22 protein-coding genes are annotated in these 26845 nt (G+C 70.3%); 16 read left to right on the top strand and 6 right to left on the bottom strand.

Going from position 1 to position 26845, the window contains the following annotated elements; genetic code table 11:
• Positions 1–453: 453 nt before the first annotated feature.
• Together ACIQFZ_RS11820 and ACIQFZ_RS11815 are read right to left on the bottom strand one after the other, a co-directional pair.
• Positions 454–1164: a methyltransferase domain-containing protein gene (locus tag ACIQFZ_RS11820; protein WP_365422503.1), complete on the bottom strand. Its 711-nt coding sequence runs from the start codon at positions 1162–1164 to the stop codon at positions 454–456.
• Between the two features lie 83 nt (positions 1165–1247).
• Positions 1248–1847, bottom strand: coding sequence for a DUF3043 domain-containing protein (locus ACIQFZ_RS11815; protein ID WP_361409397.1), 600 nt, complete (start codon positions 1845–1847; stop codon positions 1248–1250).
• Between the two features lie 285 nt (positions 1848–2132).
• Here ACIQFZ_RS11815 and ACIQFZ_RS11810 point away from each other — a divergent pair, with 285 nt between their 5' ends.
• From ACIQFZ_RS11810 to ACIQFZ_RS11790, 5 genes are all read left to right on the top strand, one after another.
• Positions 2133–2930 (top strand): PspA/IM30 family protein, encoded by a 798-nt coding sequence (locus ACIQFZ_RS11810; RefSeq protein ID WP_172632992.1) that lies wholly within the window; start codon positions 2133–2135, stop codon positions 2928–2930.
• Positions 2931–2986: 56 nt separating this feature from the next.
• Positions 2987–3265, top strand: coding sequence for a hypothetical protein (locus tag ACIQFZ_RS11805; RefSeq protein ID WP_361409400.1), 279 nt, complete (start codon positions 2987–2989; stop codon positions 3263–3265).
• Positions 3266–3437: 172 nt separating this feature from the next.
• Positions 3438–4658: a sensor histidine kinase gene (locus tag ACIQFZ_RS11800; protein ID WP_402691137.1), complete on the top strand. Its 1221-nt coding sequence runs from the start codon at positions 3438–3440 to the stop codon at positions 4656–4658.
• Complete coding sequence (locus tag ACIQFZ_RS11795; protein WP_383056150.1) at positions 4655–5338, top strand: response regulator; 684 nt, start codon at positions 4655–4657, stop codon at positions 5336–5338. Before ACIQFZ_RS11800 ends, ACIQFZ_RS11795 begins: the two co-directional genes overlap by 4 nt.
• Before the next feature lie 210 nt (positions 5339–5548).
• The gene (locus ACIQFZ_RS11790) at positions 5549–8668 is read left to right on the top strand and encodes an efflux RND transporter permease subunit (RefSeq protein WP_402691136.1); all 3120 of its coding nucleotides are present in this window, start codon (positions 5549–5551) and stop codon (positions 8666–8668) included.
• Between the two features lie 101 nt (positions 8669–8769).
• Here ACIQFZ_RS11790 and nadA read toward each other — a convergent pair whose 3' ends face one another.
• On the bottom strand, positions 8770–9963 hold the full coding sequence (gene nadA / locus ACIQFZ_RS11785; RefSeq protein WP_365426615.1) for a quinolinate synthase NadA: 1194 nt from the start codon (positions 9961–9963) through the stop codon (positions 8770–8772).
• 323 nt (positions 9964–10286) lie between these two features.
• Here nadA and ACIQFZ_RS11780 point away from each other — a divergent pair, with 323 nt between their 5' ends.
• Complete coding sequence (locus ACIQFZ_RS11780; RefSeq protein ID WP_006135694.1) at positions 10287–10643, top strand: iron-sulfur cluster assembly accessory protein; 357 nt, start codon at positions 10287–10289, stop codon at positions 10641–10643.
• A gap of 122 nt (positions 10644–10765) precedes the next feature.
• On the opposite strand, the gene ACIQFZ_RS11775 is transcribed toward ACIQFZ_RS11780, so the two are convergent.
• Positions 10766–12634 (bottom strand): hypothetical protein, encoded by a 1869-nt coding sequence (locus tag ACIQFZ_RS11775; RefSeq protein ID WP_402691160.1) that lies wholly within the window; start codon positions 12632–12634, stop codon positions 10766–10768.
• Positions 12635–13477: 843 nt separating this feature from the next.
• On the opposite strand from ACIQFZ_RS11775, the gene ACIQFZ_RS11770 reads away from it, so the two are divergent.
• On the top strand, positions 13478–14452 hold the full coding sequence (locus ACIQFZ_RS11770) for a carbohydrate kinase family protein (protein ID WP_141361600.1): 975 nt from the start codon (positions 13478–13480) through the stop codon (positions 14450–14452).
• A 72-nt stretch (positions 14453–14524) separates the two neighbouring features.
• Here ACIQFZ_RS11770 and ACIQFZ_RS11765 read toward each other — a convergent pair whose 3' ends face one another.
• On the bottom strand, positions 14525–15907 hold the full coding sequence (locus tag ACIQFZ_RS11765; RefSeq protein ID WP_402691135.1) for a cysteine desulfurase/sulfurtransferase TusA family protein: 1383 nt from the start codon (positions 15905–15907) through the stop codon (positions 14525–14527).
• Positions 15908–16248: 341 nt separating this feature from the next.
• Between ACIQFZ_RS11765 and coxB the strand changes: the two genes are divergently transcribed.
• The 4 genes from coxB (at position 16249) to ACIQFZ_RS11745 (ending at position 20747) form a co-directional block, all read left to right on the top strand.
• Positions 16249–17208: a cytochrome c oxidase subunit II gene (gene coxB, locus ACIQFZ_RS11760; RefSeq protein WP_365426626.1), complete on the top strand. Its 960-nt coding sequence runs from the start codon at positions 16249–16251 to the stop codon at positions 17206–17208.
• Positions 17205–18941, top strand: coding sequence for a cytochrome c oxidase subunit I (ctaD, locus tag ACIQFZ_RS11755; protein WP_365426629.1), 1737 nt, complete (start codon positions 17205–17207; stop codon positions 18939–18941). Before coxB ends, ctaD begins: the two co-directional genes overlap by 4 nt.
• On the top strand, positions 18938–19336 hold the full coding sequence (locus tag ACIQFZ_RS11750) for a cytochrome c oxidase subunit 4 (protein WP_141361606.1): 399 nt from the start codon (positions 18938–18940) through the stop codon (positions 19334–19336). The genes ctaD and ACIQFZ_RS11750 overlap by 4 nt, the downstream gene beginning before the upstream one ends.
• A 151-nt stretch (positions 19337–19487) precedes the next feature.
• Complete coding sequence (locus ACIQFZ_RS11745) at positions 19488–20747, top strand: Ig-like domain-containing protein (protein WP_365774457.1); 1260 nt, start codon at positions 19488–19490, stop codon at positions 20745–20747.
• Positions 20748–20835: 88 nt separating this feature from the next.
• Here ACIQFZ_RS11745 and ACIQFZ_RS11740 read toward each other — a convergent pair whose 3' ends face one another.
• Complete coding sequence (locus tag ACIQFZ_RS11740) at positions 20836–21237, bottom strand: hypothetical protein (protein WP_225074338.1); 402 nt, start codon at positions 21235–21237, stop codon at positions 20836–20838.
• A 212-nt stretch (positions 21238–21449) separates the two neighbouring features.
• Here ACIQFZ_RS11740 and ACIQFZ_RS11735 point away from each other — a divergent pair, with 212 nt between their 5' ends.
• The 5 genes from ACIQFZ_RS11735 (at position 21450) to trpD (ending at position 26843) form a co-directional block, all read left to right on the top strand.
• Positions 21450–22061 (top strand): heme-copper oxidase subunit III, encoded by a 612-nt coding sequence (locus tag ACIQFZ_RS11735; RefSeq protein WP_100572299.1) that lies wholly within the window; start codon positions 21450–21452, stop codon positions 22059–22061.
• Between the two features lie 62 nt (positions 22062–22123).
• Positions 22124–22933, top strand: a complete 810-nt coding sequence (locus ACIQFZ_RS11730) for a c-type cytochrome (protein ID WP_365422362.1) — start codon at positions 22124–22126, stop codon at positions 22931–22933.
• On the top strand, positions 22930–23997 hold the full coding sequence (locus ACIQFZ_RS11725; RefSeq protein WP_365422365.1) for a Rieske 2Fe-2S domain-containing protein: 1068 nt from the start codon (positions 22930–22932) through the stop codon (positions 23995–23997). The genes ACIQFZ_RS11730 and ACIQFZ_RS11725 overlap by 4 nt, the downstream gene beginning before the upstream one ends.
• A complete protein-coding gene (locus ACIQFZ_RS11720; protein WP_365422368.1) occupies positions 23994–25631 on the top strand; it encodes a cytochrome bc complex cytochrome b subunit in 1638 nt (545 codons plus the stop codon). The genes ACIQFZ_RS11725 and ACIQFZ_RS11720 overlap by 4 nt, the downstream gene beginning before the upstream one ends.
• A gap of 147 nt (positions 25632–25778) precedes the next feature.
• The gene (trpD, locus tag ACIQFZ_RS11715) at positions 25779–26843 is read left to right on the top strand and encodes an anthranilate phosphoribosyltransferase (RefSeq protein WP_365422371.1); all 1065 of its coding nucleotides are present in this window, start codon (positions 25779–25781) and stop codon (positions 26841–26843) included.
• Positions 26844–26845 lie beyond the last annotated feature (2 nt).

Genomic DNA, 26845 nt, shown 5'->3' with positions numbered 1-26845 from the left:
CTCCGCACGGGTGCGCTGGTCGTCAGTGGCCCACTCGGCACAGGTGCGGCTGGTGGTCAGGGCGCACCCTGCCCGGGTGCGGTCGGGGTGTCTGCGGTGCCCCCGCGGTGTGGCCGGTGGTCTGCCGCGCTCCCTGCACGGGTGTGGCCGGTTGTCGGCGGCGTCTCCGCATGGGTGCGCTGGTCGTCAGTGGCCCACTCGGCACAGGTGCGGCTGGTGGTCAGGGCGCACCCTGCCCGGGTGCGGTCGGGGTGTCTGCGGCGGCCCTGTACGGGTGTGGCCGGTGGTCAGCTGCGCTTTCCGCACGGGTGCGGCCGGTTGTCGGCGGGAGGACCCCCGCGGGTACGGCCGAGTGGCGGCCGTACCCTCCACAGGCGCGGCTGGTCGTCAGCGATGCCCCCGCACAGGGTGTGGCTCGTCGTCGGCGGCGCGCCCCGCGCGGGAGCGGCGGCGTCAGCCGCGTACGCCGCACAGGTGCAGTAGGGCCGCCACCGCGCGGTAGGGGTCCGTCCGGCCGGCTCGTTCCTCGGCTGCCAGGAGTGTTTCCAGCGTCTCGGTGTCGGCCGGCGGCTCCGCGTCGTCGGCCGCCGTGTCCGTGAAGACGCGCACCCCGTACCAGGTGCGCAGCGGCGCCCCGATCCCGGCGAGGGTCGCCGTCAGGTGCGCGAGCCGGTCCGCTCGCACGTCCAGCCCCAGCCGGTTGCGGTACGCCGTCGTGTCGAACGCGGCCAGTGTCGTCGGCCACTCGCCGGACAGTCCCGGACGCAGCGCCAGCGCGTCGCCGTTGCGCACCAGCAGCGACAGCAGGCCGCCCGGCGCGAGCATCCGCGCCAGCCCCGCGAGCAGCGGGTCCGGCTCCTCTACGTACATCAGCACCCCGTGGCACAGCACCACGTCGAAACTGCCCGGCAGGAAGTGCACGCCGGTGTCCTGGCCGTCGCCCTCGACGATCCGCATCCGCGCCCGGATGCCCTCCGGCTCGGCGGCCAGCGAGGCACGGGCCACGGAGATCATCGTCTGGTCCCGTTCGAGCCCGGTGACCTGGTGCCCGGCCCGGGCCAGCCGCAGCGCCTGCGTGCCCTGGCCCATCCCCACGTCGAGCACCCGCAGCCGCTGCCCGACCGGGAACCGCCCGGCTATCTGCTCGTCGAGCTGCCGGGCCACCAGCTCCTGTCGTACGACGTCACGCAGCCCACCCAGTTTGTTCAGCCAGGCGTCCGCGGCACCCTCGGAGAAAGCGGTCGCGCTCAGGGCCGCTCCCCGCGCTTGACCTGCGGCTTGGGCAGCCGGAGGCGGCGCATCTGGAGGGAGCGCATCAGGGCGTAGGCGACCGCACCGCGCTTGCCCTGGTCCGGGAAGCGCTCGTTCAGGCGCTTCCTCAGCCGGAAGCCGCTGACCGCCGAGTCCAGCACGATCAGGGCAATCACCACGAGCCACAGCAGCAGCGCGATGTTCTGCAGCGCGGGCACCCGGATCATGCTCAGCACCAGGATGACCACGGCCATCGGCAGGAAGAACTCCGCGATGTTGAACCGCGAGTCGACGAAGTCCCGCGCGAACCGGCGGACCGGGCCCTTGTCGCGGGCCGGCAGATAGCGCTCGTCGCCGCTCGCCAGCGCCTGGCGCTGCCGCTCCAACTGGACTCGGCGCTCCTCGCGCTGCCGCTTCGCGGCATCCTTGCGCGTCATCGACGTGTTGGCGACACTGCGGCGCTGTGAGCGCGCCTCACTCCGCTTGGGCGTGGGGCGGCCCTTGGGGGCCTGCGGGTCGCGGGTCTGCTTGGAGACGCTCACCGGTGCCTTGTCGGCGACCGGGGTCTTCTCATCCTTGGCACGGCTACGGAACACAAAACCCAAGGGTAAGGGCTTGACCCGCATGGACCCCAGTCCCGCGGGGAACGATCCGGCAACACCGATCGTCTGTAGGGGGCAGAGGGGACGTCGCGACCGTCGTCGTCGCCCGGTGGTCAGGGGGACACCTCCTCCCTGCGCCGGAGCGACAGCGGACGCAGTCGTCCTCGGGGATGACCGTATCCGCTCCCGAACAGTGCGGTAATGGTCGCAGGGCCCGTACTGTGGGTTCTGTCGCAGAGCTGTGAGCTGGAGTCCGTCAGAAGGGGGCGCGCGAAGCCCATGAGCGGTGTCATGAAGCGTATGGGGATGATCTTCCGCGCGAAGGCGAACAAGGCCCTTGACCGGGCCGAGGACCCGCGCGAGACCCTCGATTACTCGTACCAGAAGCAGTTGGAGCTGCTGCAGAAGGTGCGGCGCGGTGTCGCGGACGTGGCGACCAGCCGCAAGCGTCTGGAGCTCCAGTTGAACCAGCTGCAGCAGCAGTCCGGAAAGCTGGAGGACCAGGGCCGCAAGGCGCTCGCGCTGGGCCGCGAGGACCTGGCCCGCGAGGCGCTCTCCCGCCGTGCCGCGCTCCAGCAGCAGGTGACGGACCTTCAGACGCAGCACGCCACGCTCCAGGGCGAGGAGGAGAAGCTCACCCTGGCGGCCCAGCGTCTGCAGGCCAAGGTCGACGCCTTCCGTACGAAGAAGGAGACCATCAAGGCGACCTACACGGCGGCCCAGGCGCAGACCCGGATCGGCGAGGCCTTCTCCGGCATCTCCGAGGAGATGGGCGACGTCGGCCTGGCCATCCAGCGGGCCGAGGACAAGACCGCGCAGCTCCAGGCCCGGGCCGGCGCGATCGACGAGCTGCTCGCCTCCGGCGCCCTGGACGACCCCTCCGGGCTGGCCAAGGACGACATCCAGACCGAGCTGGACCGGCTCTCCGGTGGTACGGATGTAGAGCTGGAGCTTCAGCGCATGAAGGCGGAGCTGGCCGGCGGCTCGTCCGCGGACCGGCAGGCGATCGAAGGCGGCACGGGCGAGGGCCGGCCCCAGCAGCAGCCGCAGGACACCCCCCGCTTCGACAAGCAGTGAGCCGCGTCGAGGCACGCCATGTCACCGACAGCCGGGGCCACGCCTAGGAGGGCGACATGATCGTACGGATCATGGGAGAGGGACAGGTGAGGCTGGCCGACGGCCACCTCGCCGACCTGAACAAGCTGGACGACGAACTCCTGGCCGAGATGGAGAAGGGCGACGGTCCCGGCTTCCGTCGCACCCTTTCGGCCCTGCTGTCCAGGGTCCGCGAACTGGGCGAGCCCGTGCCGGACGACTCCCTGGAGCCGTCCGACCTGATCCTCCCCGCCGCGGACGCCACCCTGGAGGAGGTCCGGGACCTGCTGAGCGACGACGGCCTCATCCCCGGGTGAGGACCGGTTGAGGCCGCAGTGAGGCCCGGGTGCGGCTCGGGCGAGGCCCGGTGAGGAAGGACAGCCTGTCCGGGGAGCACGGCAGCCCCCGGACAGGAGCCGTCCCAGGGTCCGCACCGGCGCGGGACGCCGCCGTCCCCCCGCGGCACGCGACCCCGTACCGTTGTCAGGCGTGACCACCCTCGACCGCGCCCGATGCCGGCTGAAGGCGCACCCCCTGGCACTGGACGCGGCCCTCGCGGCCGGCGTCCTCGTGTGCATGGTGGTCGGCTCCTTCGTGGGCCCGCGCGGCGACCACGTCGTGAGCTGGGGGGTACGCCGGCCCGAGCTGCTCAGCCTGGTCCTCATGGTCCTCGGCGCCGCCGCCCTCGTCTTCCGCCGCCGCGCCCCCCGCACCGTCCTCGCCGTCACCGGCACCATGTCCGTCATCGAGTTCGTCACCGGTGACCCCCGCGCCCCCGTCGCCATGTCCGCCGTGGTCGCCCTCTTCACCGCCGCGGCCGCCACCGACCGCCTCACCACCCTGCGCCTGGGCCTGACCACCATGACCGTGCTGACCGGCGCCGCCATGCTCGCCGGGCCGATGCCCTGGTACGCGCAGGAGAACCTGGCGATCTTCGCCTGGACCGGCATGGCCGCCGCCGGCGGTGACGCCGTCCGCAGCCGTCGCGCCTTCGTGCACGCCATCAGGGAACGCGCCGAGCGCGCCGAGCGCACCCGTGAGGAGGAGGCCCGCCGCCGCGTCGCCGAGGAGCGCCTGCGCATCGCCCGCGACCTGCACGACGTCGTCGCCCACCACATTGCCCTGGTCAATGTGCAGGCCGGGGTGGCCGCCCACGTCATGGACAAGCGGCCCGACCAGGCCAAGGAGGCCCTCGGCCACGTCCGGGAGGCCAGCCGCTCCGCGCTCGACGAGCTGAGGGCCACCGTGGGCCTGCTCCGGCAGTCCGGCGACCCGGAGGCCCCCACGGAACCGGCGCCCGGCCTGGACCGCCTCGACGAGCTCGCCGGCACCTTCCGCAGCGCCGGACTGCACGTCGAGATCGCCCGCGCCGACCACGGCACCACCCTGCCGGCCGCCGTGGACCTGGCCGCGTTCCGGGTCATCCAGGAAGCCCTCACCAATGTGCAGAAGCACGCAGGCACCCGGGCGAAGGCCGAGGTCAGCGTCGTACGCGTCGGACCGCACATCGAGATCACGGTCCTGGACGACGGGGCCGGCGAGGCCGCGGGGCCGCAGGCGGGCGGCGGACACGGGCTGCTGGGCATGCGCGAGCGGGTCACCGCCCTGGCCGGCGCCCTCACCACCGGCCCCCGCTACGGCGGTGGCTTCCGCGTCCATGCGATCCTGCCGGTCGAGACCCGTACGCGTGCCCCGGGGGACCCCGCATGACGATCCGTGTCCTGCTCGCCGACGACCAGGCGCTGCTGCGCAGTGCCTTCCGGGTGCTCGTCGACTCCGAGCCCGACATGGAGGTGGTGGGGGAGGCGTCCGACGGCGCGGAGGCGGTACGGCTCGCCAAGGAGCAGCGGGCCGACGTGGTGCTGATGGACATCCGCATGCCCGGCACCGACGGCCTCGCGGCCACCCGCATGATCAGCGCCGACCCCTCCCTCGCCCAGGTGCACGTGGTCATCCTGACCACCTTCGAGGTGGACGACTACGTGGTGCGGTCGCTGCGCGCGGGCGCCTGCGGCTTCCTCGGCAAGGGCAGCGAACCCGAGGAGTTGCTGAGCGCCATCCGGGTCGCGGCGCAGGGAGAGGCGCTGCTGTCCCCGGTGGCCACCAAGGGCCTGATCGCCCGCTTCCTCGCGCAGGGCGACGTGGCGGACGAGGACCGCGACCGGGCCCGCCCCACCCGGCTGGACGCCCTCACCGTGCGGGAGCGCGAGGTGCTCGTCCAGGTCGCCGGCGGATACTCCAACGACGAGATCGCCGAGCGCCTGGAGGTCAGCCCGCTGACGGTGAAGACCCATGTCAACCGGGCCATGGCCAAGCTGGGCGCCCGCGACCGGGCACAGCTCGTCGTCATCGCCTACGAGTCCGGACTGGTGCGACCCAGGCCGCAGTGAGCGTCCCCCGAGGCCGCGCCCGGCCGGTACGGCTGGTACATCCACGGGCGGAGCGCCGGGCACCCGCGCGTACTGCGCAGGGAGTAGGAGCCGCGGGCGGAAATGGACCAGGGGGCTACGGATCGCCGTCCGCGCGTGCCCGAAGGTGTAAGGGTGGCGCTCCCTGCGCGCCCGTGCCGCCTGCCGCTCACAGAATAGAGACCCTGACCCATGTCCTGGCTGTCCAGATTCAGCCTCGCGCAACGGGCCCTGATCGGGCTGATGTCGATCGTCGCGCTCGTCTTCGGGGCGATCGCCATACCCCAGCTCAAGCAGCAGCTGCTGCCCAGCATCGAGCTCCCCATCGTGTCCGTGCTGGCGCCCTACCAGGGCGCGTCCCCGGACGTCGTGGAGAAGCAGGTCGTCGAACCCCTCGAGAACAACCTCAAGGCCGTCGACGGCATCACCGGCTTCACCTCCACGGCCAGCGAGGGCAACGCCGTGATCATGGCGTCCTTCGACTACGGCAACAACACCAAGCAACTCGTCGCCGACGTCCAGCAGGCCGTCAACCGGGCCCGCGCCCAGCTCCCGAGCGACGTCGACCCGCAGGTGGTCGCCGGTTCCACCGACGACATGCCCACCGTGGTCCTCGCCGTCACCTCCGACAAGGACCAGCAGGCCCTGGCCGACCAGCTCGACAAGTCGGTCGTACCGGAGCTGAAGAACATCGACGGCGTCGGTCAGGTCACCGTCGACGGCGTACGGGACCTCCAGGTCACCGTCACCCCCGACGACAAGAAGCTCGCCGCGGCCGGCCTCAGTTCCGCCGCCCTGAGCCAGGCCCTCCAGGCGGGCGGCGCCACCCTCCCGGCCGGTTCCTTCGACGAGAACGGCGCCAACCGCACCGTCCAGGTCGGCGGCGGCTTCACCTCGCTGAAGCAGATCCAGGACCTGATGGTCGCCGGCGAGGGGCCGGGGGCGGCTCCGGGTGCGAAGAAGCCGGTCCGGCTCGGCGACGTCGCCACCGTCAAGCAGGAGCCGGCCAAGGCCGACTCCATCACCCGCACCGACGGCAAGCCGAGCCTCTCCGTTGTCGTCACCATGGACCACGACGGCAGCGCGGTCGCCATCTCGAACGCGGTCGAGGACAAGCTGCCCGCCCTGCGCGAAGCCCTCGGCTCCGGGGCGAAGATCACCGTCGTCAGCGACCAGGGACCGGCCGTGGCCAAGGCCATCGACGGCCTGACCACCGAGGGCGCGCTCGGCCTGCTCTTCGCGGTCCTGGTCATCCTGGCCTTCCTGGCCTCGGTCCGCTCCACGCTCGTGACCGCGGTGTCGATCCCGCTCTCCGTGGTCCTCGCGCTGATCGTGCTGTGGACCCGCGACCTGTCGCTGAACATGCTGACGCTGGGCGCGCTGACCATCGCCATCGGCCGGGTCGTCGACGACTCGATCGTGGTCCTGGAGAACATCAAGCGCCACCTCGGCTACGGCGAGGAGCGCCGCGAGGCCATCCTCACCGCGGTGCGCGAGGTGGCCGGCGCGGTGACCTCCTCCACGCTCACCACGGTCGCCGTGTTCCTGCCGATCGGCCTGGTCGGCGGCATGGTGGGCGAGCTGTTCGGCCCGTTCAGCCTCACCGTCACCGCGGCCCTGCTGGCCTCGCTGCTGGTGTCGCTGACGGTCGTGCCGGTGCTGTCGTACTGGTTCCTGCGCGCGCCCAAGGGCACGCCCGCCCAGGCCGAGGAGGCCCGCCGCCGGGCCGAGGAGAAGGAGGCCGCCAGCCGCCTCCAGCGCCTCTACGTCCCCGTCCTGCGCTTCGCCACCCGCCGGCGGCTGACCAGCGTGCTGATCGCGGTCGTCGTCCTGTTCGCCACCTTCGGGATGACCCCGCTGCTGAAGACGAACTTCTTCGACCCCGGCGAGCAGAAGGTCCTCACCGTCAAGCAGCAGTTGAAGCCGGGCACCAGCCTGGCGTCGACGGACGCCGCGGCCCGCAAGGTCGAGCGCGAGCTCGCCCAGGTGGACGGGGTCAAGGACTACCAGGTGACGATCGGCTCCTCCGGCTTCATGGCGGCCTTCGGTGGCGGTACGGACACCAACCGGGCCTCCTACCAGGTGATGATCGAGGACTCCGCGTCCGCCGACGACGTGCGCACCCGCATCGAGGACCGCCTGCACAAGCTGTCCGGCGTCGGCACCACCACGATCGCGGCCGGCGCGGGCTTCGGCGACCAGGACCTGAAGGTGGTCGTCAAGGGTGGCGACGCCGACGCGCTGCGCCGGGCTGCCGAGCAGGTCCGCACGGCGGTCGCGGGGCTGCACGGCGTCACCGACGTCACCAGCGACCTGTCGCAGAGCGTGCCGCGCATCTCGGTGCGGGCCAACGACAAGGCGGCGGCGGCCGGCTTCACCGACCAGAGCCTCGGCATGGCCGTCACCCAGGCGGTCAAGGGCACCACCGCGGCCAAGGCGATGCTGGACGACACCGAGCGGAACGTCGTCATCCGGTCGGCCAAGCCGGCGACGACCCTGGCCGAGCTGAAGAACCTGCGGCTCGGCCCGGTGAAGCTCGGTGACATCGCGACCGTCAAGCTGGTCGACGGGCCGGTGTCGATGACCCGGATCGACGGTCAGCGCGCCGCCACGATCACGGCCAAGCCGACCGGTGACAACACCGGCGCGGTCAGCGCGGACCTTCAGTCCAAGATCAACTCGCTGAAGCTGCCCGCGGGCGCGACGGCCGAGATCGGGGGCGTCACCTCCGACCAGAACGACGCCTTCAAGAACCTGGGCCTCGCCATGCTGGCGGCGATCGCGATCGTCTTCATGCTGCTGGTCGCGACCTTCCGCTCGCTGGTCCAGCCGCTGATCCTGCTGGTCTCCATCCCGTTCGCGGCCACCGGCGCACTCGGCCTGCTGATCGCCACGGGCACGCCGATGGGCGTCCCCGCGATGATCGGCATGCTGATGCTCATCGGCATCGTGGTGACCAACGCGATCGTGCTGATCGACCTCGTCAACCAGTACCGCGAGCGCGGGTACGGGGTCGTCGAGGCCGTGGTGGAGGGCGGCCGCCACCGGCTGCGCCCCATCCTCATGACGGCCCTGGCCACGATCTTCGCCCTGCTCCCGATGGCCCTGGGCGTCACCGGCGAGGGTGGTTTCATCGCCCAGCCGCTGGCCGTGGTCGTGATCGGCGGCCTGATCACCTCCACCCTGCTCACCCTGCTGCTGGTCCCGACGCTCTACGCCATGCTCGAACTCCGCAAGGAGCGCCGCGCGAAGAAGCGCGAGGCGAAGCGGGCGGCAAGCGAGGAGAAGGTGCTGGAACCCGCCGGCGTGTAAGCGCACCGCGCAAGCGCACCGTGTGAGCAAACGCGGAAGGCCCGGTCCACGCTCGTGGACCGGGCCTTTCCCGTACGAACCGCCGTGCGCGGCCGGAGCCGCTACGGCAGCGCCAGCATGCGCTCCAGGGCGAGCTTGGCGTGGCCCTCCGTCTCCTTGTCCACCTGGATGCGGTTGACCAGGTTGCCCTCGGCCAGGGACTCCAGGGCCCAGACCAGGTGGGGCAGGTCGATGCGGTTCATCGTGGAGCAGAAGCAGACCGTCTTGTCGAGGAAGACGATCTCCTTGTCCTCGGAGGCGTAACGGTTCGCCAGCCGGCGCACCAGGTTCAGCTCCGTGCCGATGGCCCACTTGGAGCCGGCCGGCGCGGCGTCGAGCTTGTTGATGATGTACTCGGTCGACCCGACGTAGTCCGCCGCGGCCACGACCTCGTGCCGGCACTCGGGGTGCACCAGCACGTTCACCTCGGGGATCCGCTCCCGGACGTCGTTGACCGAGTCCAGGCTGAAGCGGCCGTGCACCGAGCAGTGGCCCCGCCACAGGATCATCTTCGCCGCCCGCAGCTCCTCGGCGGTCAGTCCGCCGTTCGGCTTGTGCGGGTTGTAGACGACGCAGTCGTCCAGCGACATGCCCATGTCCCGTACGGCCGTGTTCCGGCCCAGGTGCTGGTCGGGCAGGAACAGGACCTTCTCGCCCTGCTGGAAGGCCCACTCCAGCGCCCGCTCGGCGTTCGACGACGTACAGATCGTGCCGCCGTGCTTGCCCGTGAAGGCCTTGATGTCGGCGGAGGAGTTCATGTACGACACCGGGACGACCTGGTCGGCGATCCCGGCCTCGGTGAGCACGTCCCAGCACTCGGCGACCTGCTCGGCCGTGGCCATGTCGGCCATGGAGCAGCCGGCCGCCAGGTCCGGCAGGACGACCTTCTGCGCGTCGGACGTCAGGATGTCCGCGGACTCGGCCATGAAGTGCACACCGCAGAACACGATGTACTCGGCCTCCGGGCGCGCGGCTGCCTCCCGGGCCAGCTTGAAGGAGTCGCCCGTGACGTCGGCGAACTGGATGACCTCGTCGCGCTGGTAGTGGTGGCCGAGCACGAAGACCTTGCTGCCGAGCTTCTCCTTGGCCGCGCGGGCCCGTGCCACCAGGTCCGGGTCGGACGGGGCGGGCAGGTCACCGGGGCACTCGACGCCGCGCTCGCTCTTCGGGTCGGCCTCGCGGCCGAGGAGCAGGAGGGCGAGCGGCGTCGGCTGGACGTCGAGGTCCTGGGTCTGGGCGGTGGTCACGACACGCACCCTTTCTACTTTTCGTCGAACTGACGCTATCTATGATAGCTGCTTCACGTCACTTTGACGATCGTCATAGTGTCCATGTGACGTGAATCCCGGCATCCGGGCCGCCCGCACCGGCCTGAACCCGGTCGGTACCAGGTCCCGGCCCGGGCGGGCCCCGCCGGACCCCGTCCACGGGCCGCTGTCCGCTTTCCCACCCGTGTGCGAGCATGAAGTGGACGAGCCTGGAGCAGAGAAAAAGCACGCGCCCGGCCCGGAATGATTCCGCGGCCTTGCCGGTTGCACTCGTCGGCAAGCAGTCTCCGTACAACCCGGGAGAGATGTAGATGTCCGTATCGGACGAGACCACCACCGTCACCGACGGCATCATTCTGACCGACGCCGCCGCGTCCAAGGTCAAGGCCCTGCTCGACCAGGAAGGCCGTGACGATCTCGCCCTGCGCGTCGCCGTCCAGCCCGGCGGCTGCTCCGGCCTGCGCTACCAGCTCTTCTTCGACGAGCGTTCCCTCGACGGCGACGTGGAGAAGGACTTCGGCGGGGTCAAGGTCGTCACCGACCGCATGAGCGCCCCCTACCTGGGCGGCGCCACCATCGACTTCGTGGACACGATCGAGAAGCAGGGCTTCACGATCGACAACCCGAACGCGACCGGTTCCTGCGCCTGCGGCGACTCCTTCAGCTGATCCGGGCACGGTAGGACACAGAAGGCGGCGGCCCCTTCCACGGGTCCGCCGCCTTCCTGTTCTTCCTGTCCCGCAGGTCCGCTTCTTCTGGTCCCGCAGATCCGCGCAGGTCCCCGCAGACGTCAGCGGGCGAGCGAGGGCGCCCCCGGCAGCCGTGCCCCCGGGCGCTCCAGGGGGATCGCCTGCTCGTCCGTGCCGACCACCTTCCGGTCGCCGAGCGGCCGGTCCAGGTGCACGGTTCGGTGGTACACCTTGGCGATCAGGATGCAGACCTTGTCCGACCACGCGGTCTCGGTCACCGTGACCGTCACCCGGTCGGAGCTCTCCCGCGCCGACGCCCGGTAGTCGGCGCACACCCCGCCCTCGAAGCGAACGGTCAGCTCCTCGCCCTCGGTGCTGTAGCCCGTCACCTTCACGTCACGCGTGACCCGGGCGCCGTCCGAGCCCCTCGGCTCCGGACCCGACTGCCCGGACGGCGGCGCCGACGAGGTCAGGTACTCGGGGGCGACGGCCGGGTACGTCACCGTCGTGCGGGCGCCCTGCCCGGCCGGTGCCTGTACTTCGAACAGCCAGGACGGGACGAGCATCCGCTGCCCCCCGGAGGAGTGCGCGGCCAGACCGAAGACCGCCTTGCCGATCGTGACGGCGTTCTCCGGGGCGGGCGCCTTTGTGGCCGGGTCGGAGCCGGACGTTCCGCAGGGCGCCTCCAGACGGTCCTTGTGCGGTACGGGACTGGCGCAGCCGCCGATGCCCATGCGGTGGTCGGCCCGCGGGGCGGTGTTCATCAGGTCCAGCGTCCTGCGCGCGCTCAGCACGGGGTAGGTGTCGCCCTTCACCGGCGCCTTCAGCTGACCGCTGCCGCCGATCACCTCGCCCTGCCGGCCGATACTCAGGCCGGTCGTCCAGCCGTACGTGGGCAGCCCGCCGACCAGCGGATCGGCGTTGACGACCCGCTGGTCGCCCATGATCTGGGCCGCGTCCACCTTGGCGTCGTCCTGTCCCAGGGCCTTGAGCACCGGGGCCGCCGCCTTCAGCGCCGCCGCCGCGCTCACCGGGTGGACGGGCGGGGCCGCCGGGTCGTGCCCGCACAGCGCGCCCTTGCAGTCGTCGGTGCCCGGCGCGTACCGGCTGAACGTCCAGGACCCCGGCGCGGTCCGCTCGACGCGCAGGACCGGCCCGGAACCGTCCTTCCCGGACCCGACCCGCCACGCCTGGGCGTCGGCCACCGGTGTTCCGTCGACGCCGAGTGCCTCGGCGAGCTTGGCCACCTCGTCCCGGGTGACCTCGCCCCGCGCCCGGTACACCGGCGCGGAGCCGGGTCCGTCGGGCAGGGGCCCGGTGACCCGGTAGGTCGTGCCGTAGGGGTTGGGCTCACCGGGCGCGATTCCGTTCGTACCGCCGTCACCGGCGCCGGCGCCCGGGGCGGAGTACCCGTCGAGGACGAGCGGCCGCGGGGTCCCGTGCCCACCGGGCGCCGCCGCCCCGCCCGTACGCCCACCGGGATCCGCGGCGAGCACGACCCCGCCGCCGCCCACCAGCAACACGGCGGCGGCAACGGAGGCGATCACCACAGGCGACCGTCCCCGGGCCCGCCTCCCACCGGGGTGGCCGTCGTGCTCCGGGGCTCCCGTGACATCCGGCACCTCAGAAACTCGCGAAGGCTTCGGGACCTCGGGGACCTGCGGGGTCTCCGGGGCGTCGGCCCCCTCCGGGACGTGCGGGACATACGGGGGCTCGGGGGTCTCCGGGACTTGCGGCGCCTCGTCCGAGCCCACCGACCCCTCCGGCTCCTGCGGGACTTGCGCGGCACCCGGGCCCTGCGGGGTCTCCGCGGCAACCAGTCCCTGCGGGGACTCCGAGACCTTCGCGCCATCCGGGCCGTGGGCCTCCTTCGCGCCCTTCGACGCCTGCGTGACCGCGTCCCCGGTCCCGCTCGCCGACTCGGAACCGGCCTCGGCCCCGGACTTGACCCCGCGTCCGGCCCCGGCCATGGAACCGGACCCGGCCACGCGCTCGGACCGGGGCTTGGGCTCGGGTCGGGCCTCGGCCTTGGAGCCGGCCTCGGCCGCGGGCTCGGACCCGGTTTGGCCCTTGGGCTCGGGCTTGGAGGGCCCCTCGGGCTCGGCCCCGAACTGGGCCCCGGACCCGGACCCGGCCTCGGGCTCGGACCGAGGCCCGGACCCGGCCTCGGGTTGGGCCCCGCCCTTGGCGCCGGTCTCCGACCCGGCCTGGGACCCCGAACCCGAAGCCTCCGGCTTCGAGGTCTTCCCCTCGTCCCGGACTTCCTCGGCGGTGCCCGTGGACTCGTCGTCGTGGTCGGGTCGCTCGGTGTTCACCGCATCGCTCCTTCGGCTGCGCAAGTGCTGTTCCCGAACCCTGACCGGACCCTGACAAAGCGGCGGCCGGTGGGTCGTATCCCGCATCCCCCGGGAGGGGGACAGCGATGGGACGCGGCGAGGGAGCGCGCGGTTCCCTTGCGTACGCCGGTCGGGTCCCGTCCCTGCGCCGGTCAGGTCCCAGTCCGTACGCCGGCCGGGTTCCCGGTCCGTACACCGACCAGGCCCCGGTCCGTACGCCGGCGCAGTCCCCGACGGGGAACGGCGACCCGGCGGGGTCCCGGACAGTTGGACGGCGGCCCGGCCGCGGCGGCCCCGTCCTGGGCGGTGGAGCGGCGGCCCGGTCGACCCGGACAGTGGAACGGCGACCCGGTCGGGTGCCGCCCGGTGGGGGATATCCGGGCGCCGTCCCGGCCCGGTGAGCGGCGGCGTGGGCGCCGGACGCCGGAGCGGGTAGCGTGAACTGTCAATCCCCCTGACTCCAGGAGCATCCCCGCCGTGCGCATCGCAGTCACCGGCTCCATCGCCACCGACCACCTCATGACTTTCCCCGGCCGCTTCGCCGACCAGCTCGTCGCGGATCAGCTGCACACGGTCTCGCTCTCCTTCCTGGTCGACCAGTTGGACGTCCGGCGCGGCGGGGTCGGCGCCAACATCGCCTTCGGCATGGGCCAGCTCGGTACCCGGCCGGTCCTGGTGGGCGCCGCCGGACCGGACTTCGGCGAGTACCGGGCCTGGCTGGACCGGCACGGCGTCGACACCTCCTCCGTCCGTATCTCCGAGACCCTGCACACCGCTCGGTTCGTGTGCACCACCGACGCCGACCACAACCAGATCGGCTCCTTCTATACGGGCGCGATGAGCGAGGCCCGCCTCATCGAGCTCAAGACCGTCGCCGACCGCGTCGGCGGTCTCGACCTGGTCCTGATCGGGGCGGACGACCCGGAGGCGATGCTCCGGCACACCGAGGAGTGCCGCTCGCGCGCCATCCCGTTCGCCGCCGACTTCTCCCAGCAGATCGCCCGGATGAACGGCGACGAGATCCGGATACTGCTGGACGGGGCGACGTACCTGTTCTCCAACGAGTACGAGAAGGGCCTGATCGAGTCCAAGACCGGCTGGGACGACGCCGAGATCCTCTCCCGGGTCGGCCACCGCGTCACCACCCTCGGCTCGCGCGGCGTGCGCATCGAGCGCGCCGGCGCGGACCCGGTCGAGGTCGGCTGCCCGGACGAGGAGCGCAAGGCCGACCCGACGGGCGTGGGCGACGCCTTCCGCGCCGGGTTCCTCTCCGGCCTCGCCTGGGGCGTCTCCCTGGAGCGCGCCGCCCAGGTCGGCTGCATGCTGGCCACCCTGGTGATCGAGACCGTGGGCACCCAGGAGTACCAACTGCGCCGCGCCCACTTCATGGAGCGCTTCACCAAGGCCTACGGCGACGACGCGGCCCGCGAGGTCCGCGCCCACCTCGCCTGAGCCTGACGGAGCGTCGGGCGGAACCCAGCGGGACCAGAGTTACCCGGCGAAGCCCACGGAACCCAGAGGAACCTAGGAGACCCGGCGGACGACGTAGGCCGACCCCTCGTCCGCCGGCTCCTCACCCACGTACTCCTGCCCACGCATCTCGCACCACGCCGGGATGTCCAGCCGCGCCGCCTCGTCGTCGGACAGGACGCGCACCGTGCCGCCGACCGGTACGTTCCCGAAGACCTTGGCCAGCTCGATCACCGGGATCGGGCAGCGCCTGCCGAGGGCGTCCACGACCAGCGCGTCCTCCCGCACGGCGGCCGGTGCCGCCCCGGCCGGCGCCCCGAGCTTCTCCCGCACTCCCGCCACCACATCCGGCAGGACGGCCAGGAACCGCTCGACCTCCTCCTCCGGCGTCCCGGCCGGCAGCGACACCCGCACGTTGCCCTCGCTCAGCACGCCCATCGCCCGGAGGACATGGCTCGGCGTCAGCGTGCTGCTCGTGCAGGACGAACCGGAGGAGACGGAGAAGCCCTCGCGGTCCAGCTCGTGCAGCAATGTCTCCCCGTCGACATAGAGACAGGAGAAGGTGACGACACCGGGCAGCCGGCGGTCCGGGTCGCCCACGACCTCCACGTCCGGCACCAGCCGCGGCACCCGCGCCCGGATCCGCTTCGTCAACTCCCGCAGCCGTACCGCCTCCTCGGCCGCCTCCGCCCGCACCGCCCGCAGCGCGGCCGCCGCCGCCACGATCGCCGGGATGTTCTCGAACCCGGCCGCCCGGCCCGACTCCCGCTCGTCCACCGGCCCGCGCGGCGCGAACCGCACCCCCTTGCGCACGACGAGCAGCCCGGTCCCGGACGGCCCGCCCCACTTGTGGGCGCTCGCCGTCAGCAGCGACCAGTCGCCGCCGACCGGGCCCCAGCCCAGCGACTGCGCCGCGTCCACCAGCAGCGGGACACCCGCCGCCCGGCACACCGCGGCCACCTCGGCGACCGGCTGCTCGGTGCCCACCTCGTGGTTGGCCGACTGAAGACAGGCCAGCGCGGTGTCCTCGCGCAGCGCCGCCTCGTACGAGTCCACGGCCACCGTGCCCTGCCGGTCGACCGGGACCCGCGTGACCGACCCGCCGTCCGCCTCGTGTGCCTCGGCGGAATGGAGCACCGAAGAGTGTTCGACCTCTGACACGATCAGGTGGCGTCCGACGCGGCGGCGGCCCGCCAGCGCCCCCGCGATCCCGCTGTGCACCGCCCGCGTCCCGGACGAGGTGAACGTCAGCTCGTCGGCCCGGCACCCCACCGCCTCCGCGGCCGCCTCCCGGGCCGCGTCCAGCAGCAACCGGGCCCGCCGACCCTCCCGGTAGAGACGAGCGGGGTCGGCCCACCCCTCGTCGAGGGCGGCCAGCAGTGCCTGCCGGGCGACGGGATGAAGGGGAGCACTGGAAGCAGCGTCGAAGTAGGCCACACGTCAACGCTAAGCGCTCCGAAGGGACACGGGACAACGCCGAGGTGCGGCTTTGCCGCGCGGGCACGCGAGAGCCCAACCGCCCGCAGCCGCGACAAAGGGCGCATACGCGCCTCATCGGGCGCCCCGAACCCCCCTCGCAAACCGGCCCACGCAGGGGCATCCCACCCCTTCGGGCTGACCCGCGGCGCGTATGGCACCCTCCCCGCGACCCGCCGGAAGGCGTCCAGTAGGGTTTGGTCCGCATAAACATCCAAACCCCTGCCCGACGCGGGGCCGCGACCGACCAGCGAGAAGGCCGCAGCCGAACAGCGCGGGCGAGACTCTCGGGAAGGCGCTACGTGAGTCCCAACGGCTCCGACCGCTCGCCGCGGCGCCCGATGCGGCGGAAGCTGCTGCAGGCACTGACTGCGGGCCTGGTCCTGGCGACCGCAACCGGTTGCACATACAAGGACTTTCCCCGGCTGGGTATGCCCACCCCGACCACGGAAGAGGCTCCCCGGATCCTCTCGCTGTGGCAGGGGTCCTGGGCGGCCGCGCTCGCCGTCGGCTGCCTGGTGTGGGGTCTGATCCTGTGGAGTGCTTTCTTCCACCGGCGCAGCCGCACCAAGGTGGAGGTTCCTCCGCAGACCCGGTACAACATGCCCATCGAGGCGCTGTACACGGTGGTCCCCCTCGTCATCGTCTCGGTGCTCTTCTACTTCACGGCCCGTGACGAGTCCAAGCTCCTGGACATCTCCAAGAAGCCGGACGTCACGGTGAACGTCGTCGGCTACCAGTGGAGCTGGGCCTTCAACTACGTCGAGCCCGTCGCCGGTTCGTCGGGCGACGCGAAGACCGACAAGAACCTGAACGCGATTCCGGACCGGTTCAAGGCGGACTTCCCGGCGAACGCCGGCGGTGTCTACGACTACGGCATTCCGGGCACGCGGAACCCGCAGAACGGCAACCCCGGTCCGACCATGTGGCTGCCCAAGGGCAAGACCGTCCGCTTCATCCTCACCTCGCGCGACGTCATCCACTCGTTCTGGGTGCTGCCGTTCCTGATGAAGCAGGACGTCATCCCCGGCCACACCAACTCCTTCCAGGTGACCCCCACCATGGAGGGCACCTTCCGGGGCAAGTGCGCCGAGCTCTGCGGCCAGGACCACTCCCGGATGCTGTTCAACGTGAAGGTCGTCTCGCCCGAGCGCTATGAGCAGCACCTCAAGGACCTCGCCAAGAAGGGGCAGACCGGTTACGTTCCCGCAGGCATCGCGCAGACGAGCCACGAGAAGAACCGGGAGACGAACAAGCTGTGAGCATCCTCAACGAACCTCAGGGTGCCGCGGCAGCTGAGGACTCTTACGAGAGCGAGCTGCCGGTCCGGCGCAGGCAACCGGGCAATCTCGCGGTGAAGTGGCTGACGACCACCGACCACAAGACGATCGGAACGCTGTACCTGGCGACGTCGTTCGCGTTCTTCTGCATCGGCGGCGTGATGGCGCTCCTCATGCGCGCCGAGCTGGCCCGCCCGGGCATGCAGATCATGTCGAACGAGCAGTTCAACCAGGCGTTCACGATGCACGGCACGATCATGCTGCTGATGTTCGCGACGCCGCTGTTCGCCGGTTTCGCGAACTGGATCATGCCGCTGCAGATCGGCGCCCCGGACGTCGCCTTCCCGCGGCTGAACATGTTCGCCTACTGGCTGTACCTGCTCGGCTCGCTGATCGCCGTGGGCGGCTTCCTCACCCCGCAGGGCGCGGCCGACTTCGGCTGGTTCGCCTACGCCCCGCTGTCCGACGCGGTGCACTCGCCGGGCATCGGCGGCGACATGTGGATCATGGGTCTGGCCCTGTCCGGTTTCGGTACGATCCTCGGCTCGGTCAACTTCATCACCACGATCATCTGCATGCGCGCGCCGGGCATGACCATGTTCCGCATGCCGATCTTCGTGTGGAACGTGCTGCTGACCGCGGTGCTGGTCCTGCTGGCCTTCCCGGTGCTGGCCGCCGCGCTGCTCGCGCTGGAGGCGGACCGCAAGTTCGGCGCCCACGTCTTCGACGCGGCCAACGGCGGTGCGCTGCTGTGGCAGCACCTGTTCTGGTTCTTCGGGCACCCCGAGGTGTACATCATCGCGCTGCCGTTCTTCGGCATCGTCAGTGAGATCATCCCGGTCTTCTCCCGCAAGCCGATGTTCGGCTACATGGGCCTGATCGGCGCGACGATCGCCATCGCCGGTCTGTCGGTGACGGTGTGGGCGCACCACATGTACGTGACTGGTGGCGTGCTCCTGCCCTTCTTCTCCTTCATGACCTTCCTGATCGCGGTCCCGACCGGCGTGAAGTTCTTCAACTGGCTCGGCACCATGTGGAAGGGCAGCCTCTCCTTCGAGACACCGATGCTGTGGGCGACCGGCTTCCTGATCACCTTCGTCTTCGGTGGTCTGACCGGTGTGATCCTGGCCGCGCCGCCGCTGGACTTCCACATCTCGGACTCGTACTTCGTGGTGGCGCACTTCCACTACGTCGTGTTCGGCACCGTGGTGTTCGCGATGTTCGCCGGCTTCCACTTCTGGTGGCCGAAGTTCACCGGCAAGATGCTCGACGAGCGGCTCGGCAAGATCACCTTCTGGACGCTGTTCATCGGCTTCCACGGCACCTTCCTGGTCCAGCACTGGCTGGGCGTGGAGGGCATGCCGCGCCGGTACGCCGACTACCTGGCGGCCGACGGCTTCACCGCGCTGAACACGCTGTCGACGATCTTCTCGTTCGTGCTCGGCCTGTCGATCCTGCCGTTCCTCTACAACATCTGGAAGACGGCCAAGTACGGCAAGCCGGTCGGCGTCGACGACCCGTGGGGCTACGGCCGCTCCCTGGAGTGGGCGACCTCCTGCCCGCCGCCGCGGCACAACTTCCTCACCCTGCCGCGGATCCGCAGCGAATCCCCGGCGTTCGACCTGCACCACCCCGAGATCGCCGCGCTCGACCAGCTCGAGAACGCGGGTCACGGTGAGAAGGCCCTCGCTGGTGGCAAGGAGGCCGGCAAGTGAAGATCCAGGGCAAGATGTTCATGTGGCTGAGCGTCTTCCTGCTCATCACCGCCATCGTCTACGGCGTGTGGTCGAAGGAAGCGGTCGGCGCGACGGCGCTCTTCATGGCCTTCGGTCTGTCCATCATGATCGGCTTCTACCTGGGCTTCACGGCCCGGCGGGTCGACGTGGGCGCCCAGGACGACAAGGAGGCCGATGTCGCGGACGACGCCGGCGAGCTGGGCTTCTTCAGCCCGCACAGCTGGCAGCCGCTCGGCCTCGGCATCGGTGGCGCGCTGGCCTTCCTCGGCATCGCGGTCGGCTGGTGGCTCGTGTACTTCGCGGCGCCGATCATCATGATCTCCGTATGGGGCTGGGTCTTCGAGTACTACCGCGGCGAGAACCGCACCCAGTAACCAGCGCCGAGCATCGCTGAACACCAGGGAGTCCGGACTCTCCACCTGGAGAGTCCGGACTCCCTCTTTTGGATGACTTATTCCCTCGAAAATTCCCTCGGACGGGTGAGCCACCGTGCCGGAGGTGACGAAGCTACCTAGCGTGAGGGACATGAGCACCACTGTGATTTCCCGCGGAGCGGGAGCGATCCTGCTGGTCACCGCCCTCGGCACGAGTGCCACCGCCTGCGGTTCGGACGGCAATCCGCTGGCTGCCTCCCCGTACGACGCGGCGGACCAGATCTCCTTCAGCGGCCCCACGGAAGCCGGGAAGAAGGCCGACCCGGACAAGCCCCTGGAAGTCACCGCTCAGGGCGAGGACGGGCGCATCACGGACGTCACGGCCGTGGACGCCACGGGGCGCCAGGTCTCCGGCGAGCTGGCCGCCGACGGCAGCCGCTGGCACAGCACCTCACCGCTCGCCGGGGGCGCCCACTACACGGTCCGGGTGAGCACCGAGGACGAGGACGGAAGGCCCGGCCGCAAGGTCCTCACGTTCGACACGGACAAGCCCAAGGGCCAACAGCTCCTGAACGTCAAGTTCGGTCCTGAGGCGGGCACCTACGGCGTCGGCCAGCCCATCACGGCCGAACTCAGCCAGCCCATCAAGGACAAGGCCCAGCGGGTCGTCGTCGAGCGCGCCCTCAGGGTCGACTCCAAGCCCGCCGTGCAGGGCTCCTGGTACTGGGTGAACGACAAGGAGCTCCACTACCGCCCGCAGGACTACTGGCCCGCCAATGCCACCGTCGAGGCGCACAGCAACCTGGAGAACATCAAGATCAGCGACAAGCTGCGGGGCGGCGCGGCCAAGCCGCTGAAGATCACCACGGGTGACCGGATCGTGGCGGTGACGGACGCCGCCAAGCACCTGATGACGGTCTACAAGAACGACGAGAAGATCAAGGAGATCCCGATCACCACCGGCAAGCCCGGCTTCGCGACCCGCAACGGGATCAAGGTCGTCCTGGCCAAGCAGTACTACGTCCAGATGAAGAGCTCCACCGTCGGCATCGCCGCGGGCTCCAGCGATTCGTACGACCTGCCGGTGTACTACGCCACCCGCGTGACCTGGAGCGGTGAGTACGTCCACGCCGCCCCGTGGTCCGTCGGCTCCCAGGGAGCGGCCAACGTCAGCCACGGCTGCACCGGCATGAGCACCCCCAACGCCTCCTGGTTCTTCAACACCGTCCACGAGGGCGACCTGGTCCAGGTCGTCAACTCGACCGGCCACAACATGGAGCTCTTCGACAACGGCTTCGGCGACTGGAACATGCCCTGGCAGAAGTGGGTCCAGGGCAGCGCCATCGCCGCCGACGCCGACGGCGCCGGGGCGCAGACGAACAAGGCGCGCCTGACCCCGCAGAGCGTGTGAGACGCGGGACGACAGGGCCCCGAGGGGGTCACGGACGGCCCGCGGCCGCAAAGGGGCGGCGCCGTCCGCCGAGCCCCGCTCAAGGGCCTCAGACGCCGCTCAGCGCCTTCTTGCGCAGCAGGGAGGCCAGAGCGGCGGCGAACTCCACCGGTTCCACCGGAAGCGTGACCGCGGCGTCCGCCCGGCTCCACGTGGCCAGCCACGCGTCCTGCGGCCGCCCGATGAGCAGGAGCACCGGAGGGCAGTTGAAGACCTCGTCCTTGATCTGCCGGCACATCCCCATGCCGCCCATGGGCACGGCCTCGCCGTCCAGGACGCAGACGTCGATGCCGCCCCGGTCCAGCTCCTTGAGGACCGCGGCGGGCGTGGCGCACTCCAGGAACTCCACCACGGGGGCGTCCGGAGCGGGCCGGCGGCCGCTCGCCAGCCGCACCTGCTCCCGGGTATTGGCGTCGTCGCTGTAGACCAGCACCGTGGCGGTCGCCTGCATTGTTCCTCCGCGTCGTTGGTCGGGAAAAACCCCGTCGGGAACTGTCGGGAACTTCCGGGTACCGATGGCGCGGATGCTACCCCCTTCAACTCCTGGTAGACAGCGTTCGGAACAGCCCTTCGAGGGGCCGTTCGGGCAGAGCACACCCCCAGGACACTCCGAACGGCACCCCCCGGGGTGAGGGCGGGATAAGCGACCGACATAATGTCGGCGTGGCGACAGCAACGACAGTAGAAACCGGGCACGCGCACCCGTCGGTCAACCGACCGAACCTCACCAGCGTCGGAACCATCATCTGGCTGAGTTCCGAGCTGATGTTCTTCGCGGCCCTCTTCGCGATGTACTTCACCCTGCGATCGGTGACGGGTCCGGCGCACTGGAAGGAGATGGCGGGCGCTCTCAACGTCCCCTTCTCGTCGGTGAACACCACGATCCTGGTGCTCTCCTCACTCACCTGCCAGCTCGGCGTCTTCGCCGCCGAGCGCGGTGACGTGAAGAAGCTCCGGGGCTGGTTCATCGTCACCTTCATCATGGGTGCGATCTTCATCGGCGGTCAGATCTTCGAGTACACCGAGCTGGTGAAGAAGGACGGCATCTCGCTGTCCTCCGACCCGTACGGCTCGGTGTTCTACCTGACCACCGGCTTCCACGGGCTGCATGTGACGGGCGGTCTCATCGCCTTCCTGCTGGTCCTCGGCCGCACCTACGCGGCCCGGAGGTTCACTCACGAGCAGGCGACCGCGGCCATCGTCGTGTCCTACTACTGGCACTTCGTCGATGTCGTCTGGATCGGACTCTTCGCCACGATCTACCTGATCAAGTAGCCGACGAACCGATCCAAGTCCGCAAAGCATCGACGCAGAAGATCCTGACACCGGGGTAATCCGTGAAAAAGCTCTCCGCACGACGACGCCATCCGCTGGCGGCGGTCGTCGTCCTACTCTTCGCGCTGGCGGCCACTGGGGGGCTGTACACCGCGTTCGCGCCCGCGAGCAAGGCGAAGGCCGAGGACACCGCCCAGTCCCTCACCATCGAGGAGGGCAGGAAGCTCTATCTGGTCGGCTGCGCCAGCTGCCACGGCACCGGTGGGCAGGGCACCACTGACGGTCCCAGCCTGGTGGGTGTGGGCGCAGCGGCGGTCGACTTCCAGGTGGGCACCGGCCGTATGCCGGCCCAGCAGCCGGGCGCGCAGATCCCGCGCAAGAAGGTCATCTACAACCAGGCCGAGATCGACCAGCTCGCCGCGTACATCGCGTCCCTGGGTGCCGGTCCCAACGTGCCGACGAAGAACCAGTACAGCCCCGAGGGCGCGGATGCCGCCAAGGGCGGTGAGCTGTTCCGCACCAACTGCGCCCAGTGCCACAACTTCACCGGCAAGGGCGGTGCGCTGACGCACGGCAAGTACGCCCCTGACCTCACGGGTGTGAGCAACAAGCACATCTACGAGGCCATGCAGACCGGCCCGCAGAACATGCCTTCCTTCCCCGACACGCTGCTGACGGGGAAGAACAAGAAGGACATCATCGCGTACCTCGACGCGGTCAACGGTGACGAGACCACGACCCCGGGCGGTATGGACCTGGGTGGCCTCGGACCGGTCACCGAGGGTCTGTTCGCCTGGATCTTCGGGCTGGGTGCCCTTGTCGCGGTCGCCGTCTGGGTCGCCGCTCGGACCGCAAAGGCCAAGAAGTCATGAGTAGCCAAGACATTCCTGAAGAGAACCTGCCCGCAGAGCAGGCAGCCCACGAGCACGGGCGCGGCGCGGTCTCCGTGGCGGACGAGCGGGCTCCGTTCGCCGACCCGGGACTGCCGCCCCACGAGCACCGGATCCAGGACATCGACGAGCGGGCCGCCAGGCGGTCCGAGCGCACCGTCGCCCTGATGTTCACGGTGTCGATGCTGGCCACCATCGGCTTCATCGCCTCCTATGTGACGATCCCGCACGACAAGTCGATCTTCGTCTTCCCGATCGGGCACATCAACGCGCTGAACTTCGCGCTCGGCCTCACGCTGGGTGTGGCGCTGTTCGCGATCGGCGCGGGCGCGGTCCACTGGGCCCGCACCCTGATGTCCGACGTCGAGGTCGCCGACGAGCGTCACCCGATCGCGGCGTCCCCCGAGGTCCGTGCGAAGGTCCACGCGGACTTCAAGCAGGGCGCCAAGGAGTCGGCGATCGGCCGTCGCAAGCTGATCCGCAACACGATGCTCGGCGCGCTCACGCTGGTGCCGCTGTCCGGCGTCATGCTGCTGCGCGACCTGGGCCCGCTGCCCGGGACCAGCCTGCGCCACACGCTGTGGGCCAAGGGCAAGCGCCTCGTCAACATGAACACCAACCTGCCGCTGCGTCCCGAGGACGTCTCGGTCGGCTCGCTCACCTTCGCGATGCCGGACGGGATGAAGGACACGGACGAGGACTTCGCCAACGAGATCGCCAAGGCGGCCCTGATGATCATCCGGCTCGAGCCGGCCGACATCAAGGACAAGCGCGAACTCGACTGGGGCCACGAGGGCATCGTCGCCTTCTCGAAGATCTGCACCCACGTGGGTTGCCCGATCTCCCTGTACGAGCAGCAGACGCACCACGCCCTGTGCCCGTGCCACCAGTCCACCTTCGACCTCTCCGACGGTGCCCGAGTGATCTTCGGCCCCGCCGGCCACGCTCTGCCGCAGCTGCGCATCGGCGTGGACAGCGAGGGTTACCTCCAGGCGCTCGGCGACTTCGCGGAGCCCGTCGGTCCTGCATTCTGGGAGCGCGGATGAGTACATCAGCAGCCAACGAGTCCCGCTCTCGCGGGCAGGCACCGGCCGGCGAGAGGCTCGCCGACTGGGCCGACGGCCGACTGGGGATCTACTCCCTGGCCAAGGCCAACATGCGCAAGATCTTCCCCGACCACTGGTCGTTCATGTTGGGCGAGGTCTGCCTCTACAGCTTCATCATCATCATCCTCACGGGTGTGTACCTGACGCTGTTCTTCCACCCCTCGATGAACGAGGTGGTGTACAACGGCTCGTACGTCCCGCTGCAGGGTCAGCTGGTGAGCGAGGCGTTCAACTCGACCATGCACATCTCCTTCGAGGTGCGCGGTGGTCTGCTCATCCGGCAGATCCACCACTGGGCCGCGTTGATCTTCCTGGCCGGCATGTTCGTGCACATGATGCGCGTGTTCTTCACCGGCGCGTTCCGCAAGCCGCGTGAGATCAACTGGCTGTTCGGCTTCCTGCTGTTCGCCCTGGGCATGTTCACCGGTTTCACCGGTTACTCGCTCCCGGACGACCTGCTCTCCGGCACCGGTGTCCGCTTCACCGAGGGTGCGATCCTGTCCATGCCGATCGTCGGCACGTACATCTCGTACTTCCTCTTCGGCGGCGAGTTCCCCGGTCACGACTTCGTGGCGCGGTTCTACTCGATCCACATCCTGCTGCTGCCCGGCATCATGCTGGGCCTGGTGGTGGCCCACCTGATCCTGGTCTTCTACCACAAGCACACGCAGTTCGCGGGTCCCGGCAAGAGCAACAAGAACGTCGTCGGCATGCCGCTGCTGCCGGTGTACATGGCCAAGGCCGGCGGCTTCTTCTTCCTGGTCTTCGGTGTCCTCGCGATGATCGCGGCGCTCGTGGAGATCAACGCGATCTGGGCGATCGGCCCGTACCGTCCGGACCAGGTGTCCACCGGCGCCCAGCCCGACTGGTACATGGGCTTCGCCGAGGGTCTGGTCCGCTTCATGCCGGGCTGGGAGGTCAACTTCTGGGGCCACACGCTCGTCCTGGGCGTGTTCATCCCGCTGGTCCTCTTCGGCCTGGTCCTGGCGGCGCTGGCGGCGTACCCGTTCATCGAGTCCTGGATCACCGGCGACAAGCGCGAGCACCACATCCTGGACCGCCCGCGCAACGCCCCGACGCGTACCGCGTTCGGTGTCGCCTGGATCACGATGTACATGATCACGCTGGTCGGCGGCGGCAACGACCTGTGGGCCACGCACTTCCACCTGTCGATCAACGCGGTCACCTGGTTCGTCCGGATCGGCTTCTTCGTCGGACCGATCATCGCGTTCGTCGCCACCAAGCGGATCTGCCTCGGCCTCCAGCGCCGCGACAAGGAGAAGGTGCTGCACGGTCGTGAGACCGGCATCATCAAGCGCCTGCCGCACGGTGAGTTCATCGAGGTCCACGAGCCGCTCAGCCAGGAGCAGCTCTACACGCTCACGGCGCACGACCAGTACGAGCCGGCCGAGATCGGCCCGGCGGTCGACGAGAACGGCGTCGAGCGCAAGATCAAGGGCTCGCAGAAGCTGCGCGCCAAGCTCAGCAACGCGTACTACGGCGAGGACAACCAGATCCCGAAGCCGACCGTCGAGGAGTACAGGGAGATCACGAGCGGCCACGGCCACCACTGATCACTGACCGCTGAGCGTCGCCACGCCACGGTCGAAGGGCCCCGTCCGATCCCCGGACGGGGCCCTTCGCGGTGTCCGGGGCTGGATAGGGTGGACCTGTTCGAGATTCGCGTCCCGCCGTACGGGACACCGACCCAGGAGCGGCATATGAACGCTGTGACCCCCGCTGGAGGCAACACCGCGGCGGGCCGCTCCTGGCCCGCCCTGCTGAACGGCCTGCTGGACGGCCGGGACCTCACCGCCGACGAGACCGCCTGGGCGATGGACCTGATCATGCGCGGCGAGGCGACCGACGCACAGATCGCCGGGTTCGTGGTGGCCCTGCGGGCCAAGGGCGAGACGGTGGAGGAGATCACCGGCCTGGTCCGGACGATGTACGAGCACGCCAATGTGATCGAGGTACCCGGCGCGACCGTAGACATCGTCGGCACCGGCGGCGACGGTGCCAAGACGGTGAACATCTCCACCATGTCCTCGATCGTCGTGGCCGGCACCGGCGCCAGTGTCGTCAAGCACGGCAACCGGGCCGCGTCCTCCGCCTCCGGGGCCTCCGACGTACTGGAGAAGCTCGGCGTCAATCTGGAACTGACGCCGCGGCGGGTGGCCGAGGTCGCGCAGGAGGCCGGAATCACCTTCTGCTTCGCGATCAAGTTCCATCCGGCGCTGCGCCACGCGGGCGCCGCCCGCGGCCAGTTGGCCATCCGCACGGTCTTCAACGTGCTGGGCCCGCTGACCAACCCGGCCAGGGTGCGGGCCCAGGCCGTCGGGGTCGCGGACCCGCGCATGGCACCGGTCGTCGCCGGCGTCTTCGCCGAGCGCGGCCACTCCTCCCTGGTCTTCCGGGGCGACGACGGCCTCGACGAGCTCACCACGACCGCCACCTCCCAGGTCTGGATCGTCCGGGACGGCACGGTGACCCAGGAGCGCTTCGACCCGCGGGACGTCGGCATCGAACTGGTGCCCGTGGAGGCGCTGCGGGGCGGTGACGCCTCGTACAACGCCGAGGTGGCCCGGCGCGTGCTGGACGGCGAGAAGGGGCCCGTACGGGACGCCGTCCTGCTGAACTCCGCGGCGGCGCTGGTGGCCCTGCGGCCGGGCCCGGGCACCCTCGCCGAACAGATCCGGGCCGGTATGGACCGCGCGGCGGAGTCGATCGACTCCGGGTCCGCCAAGCGCACGCTGGAGCGCTGGGTGACCGTCAGCAACGCCTGAGA

Origin of the sequence: Streptomyces sp. NPDC093064, assembly GCF_044754605.1 — a bacterium.
Taxonomy (GTDB): domain Bacteria; phylum Actinomycetota; class Actinomycetes; order Streptomycetales; family Streptomycetaceae; genus Streptomyces.
The sequence above is the reverse complement of the archived record's forward strand: the minus strand, read 5'-3'. Positions and strand labels throughout refer to the sequence as shown.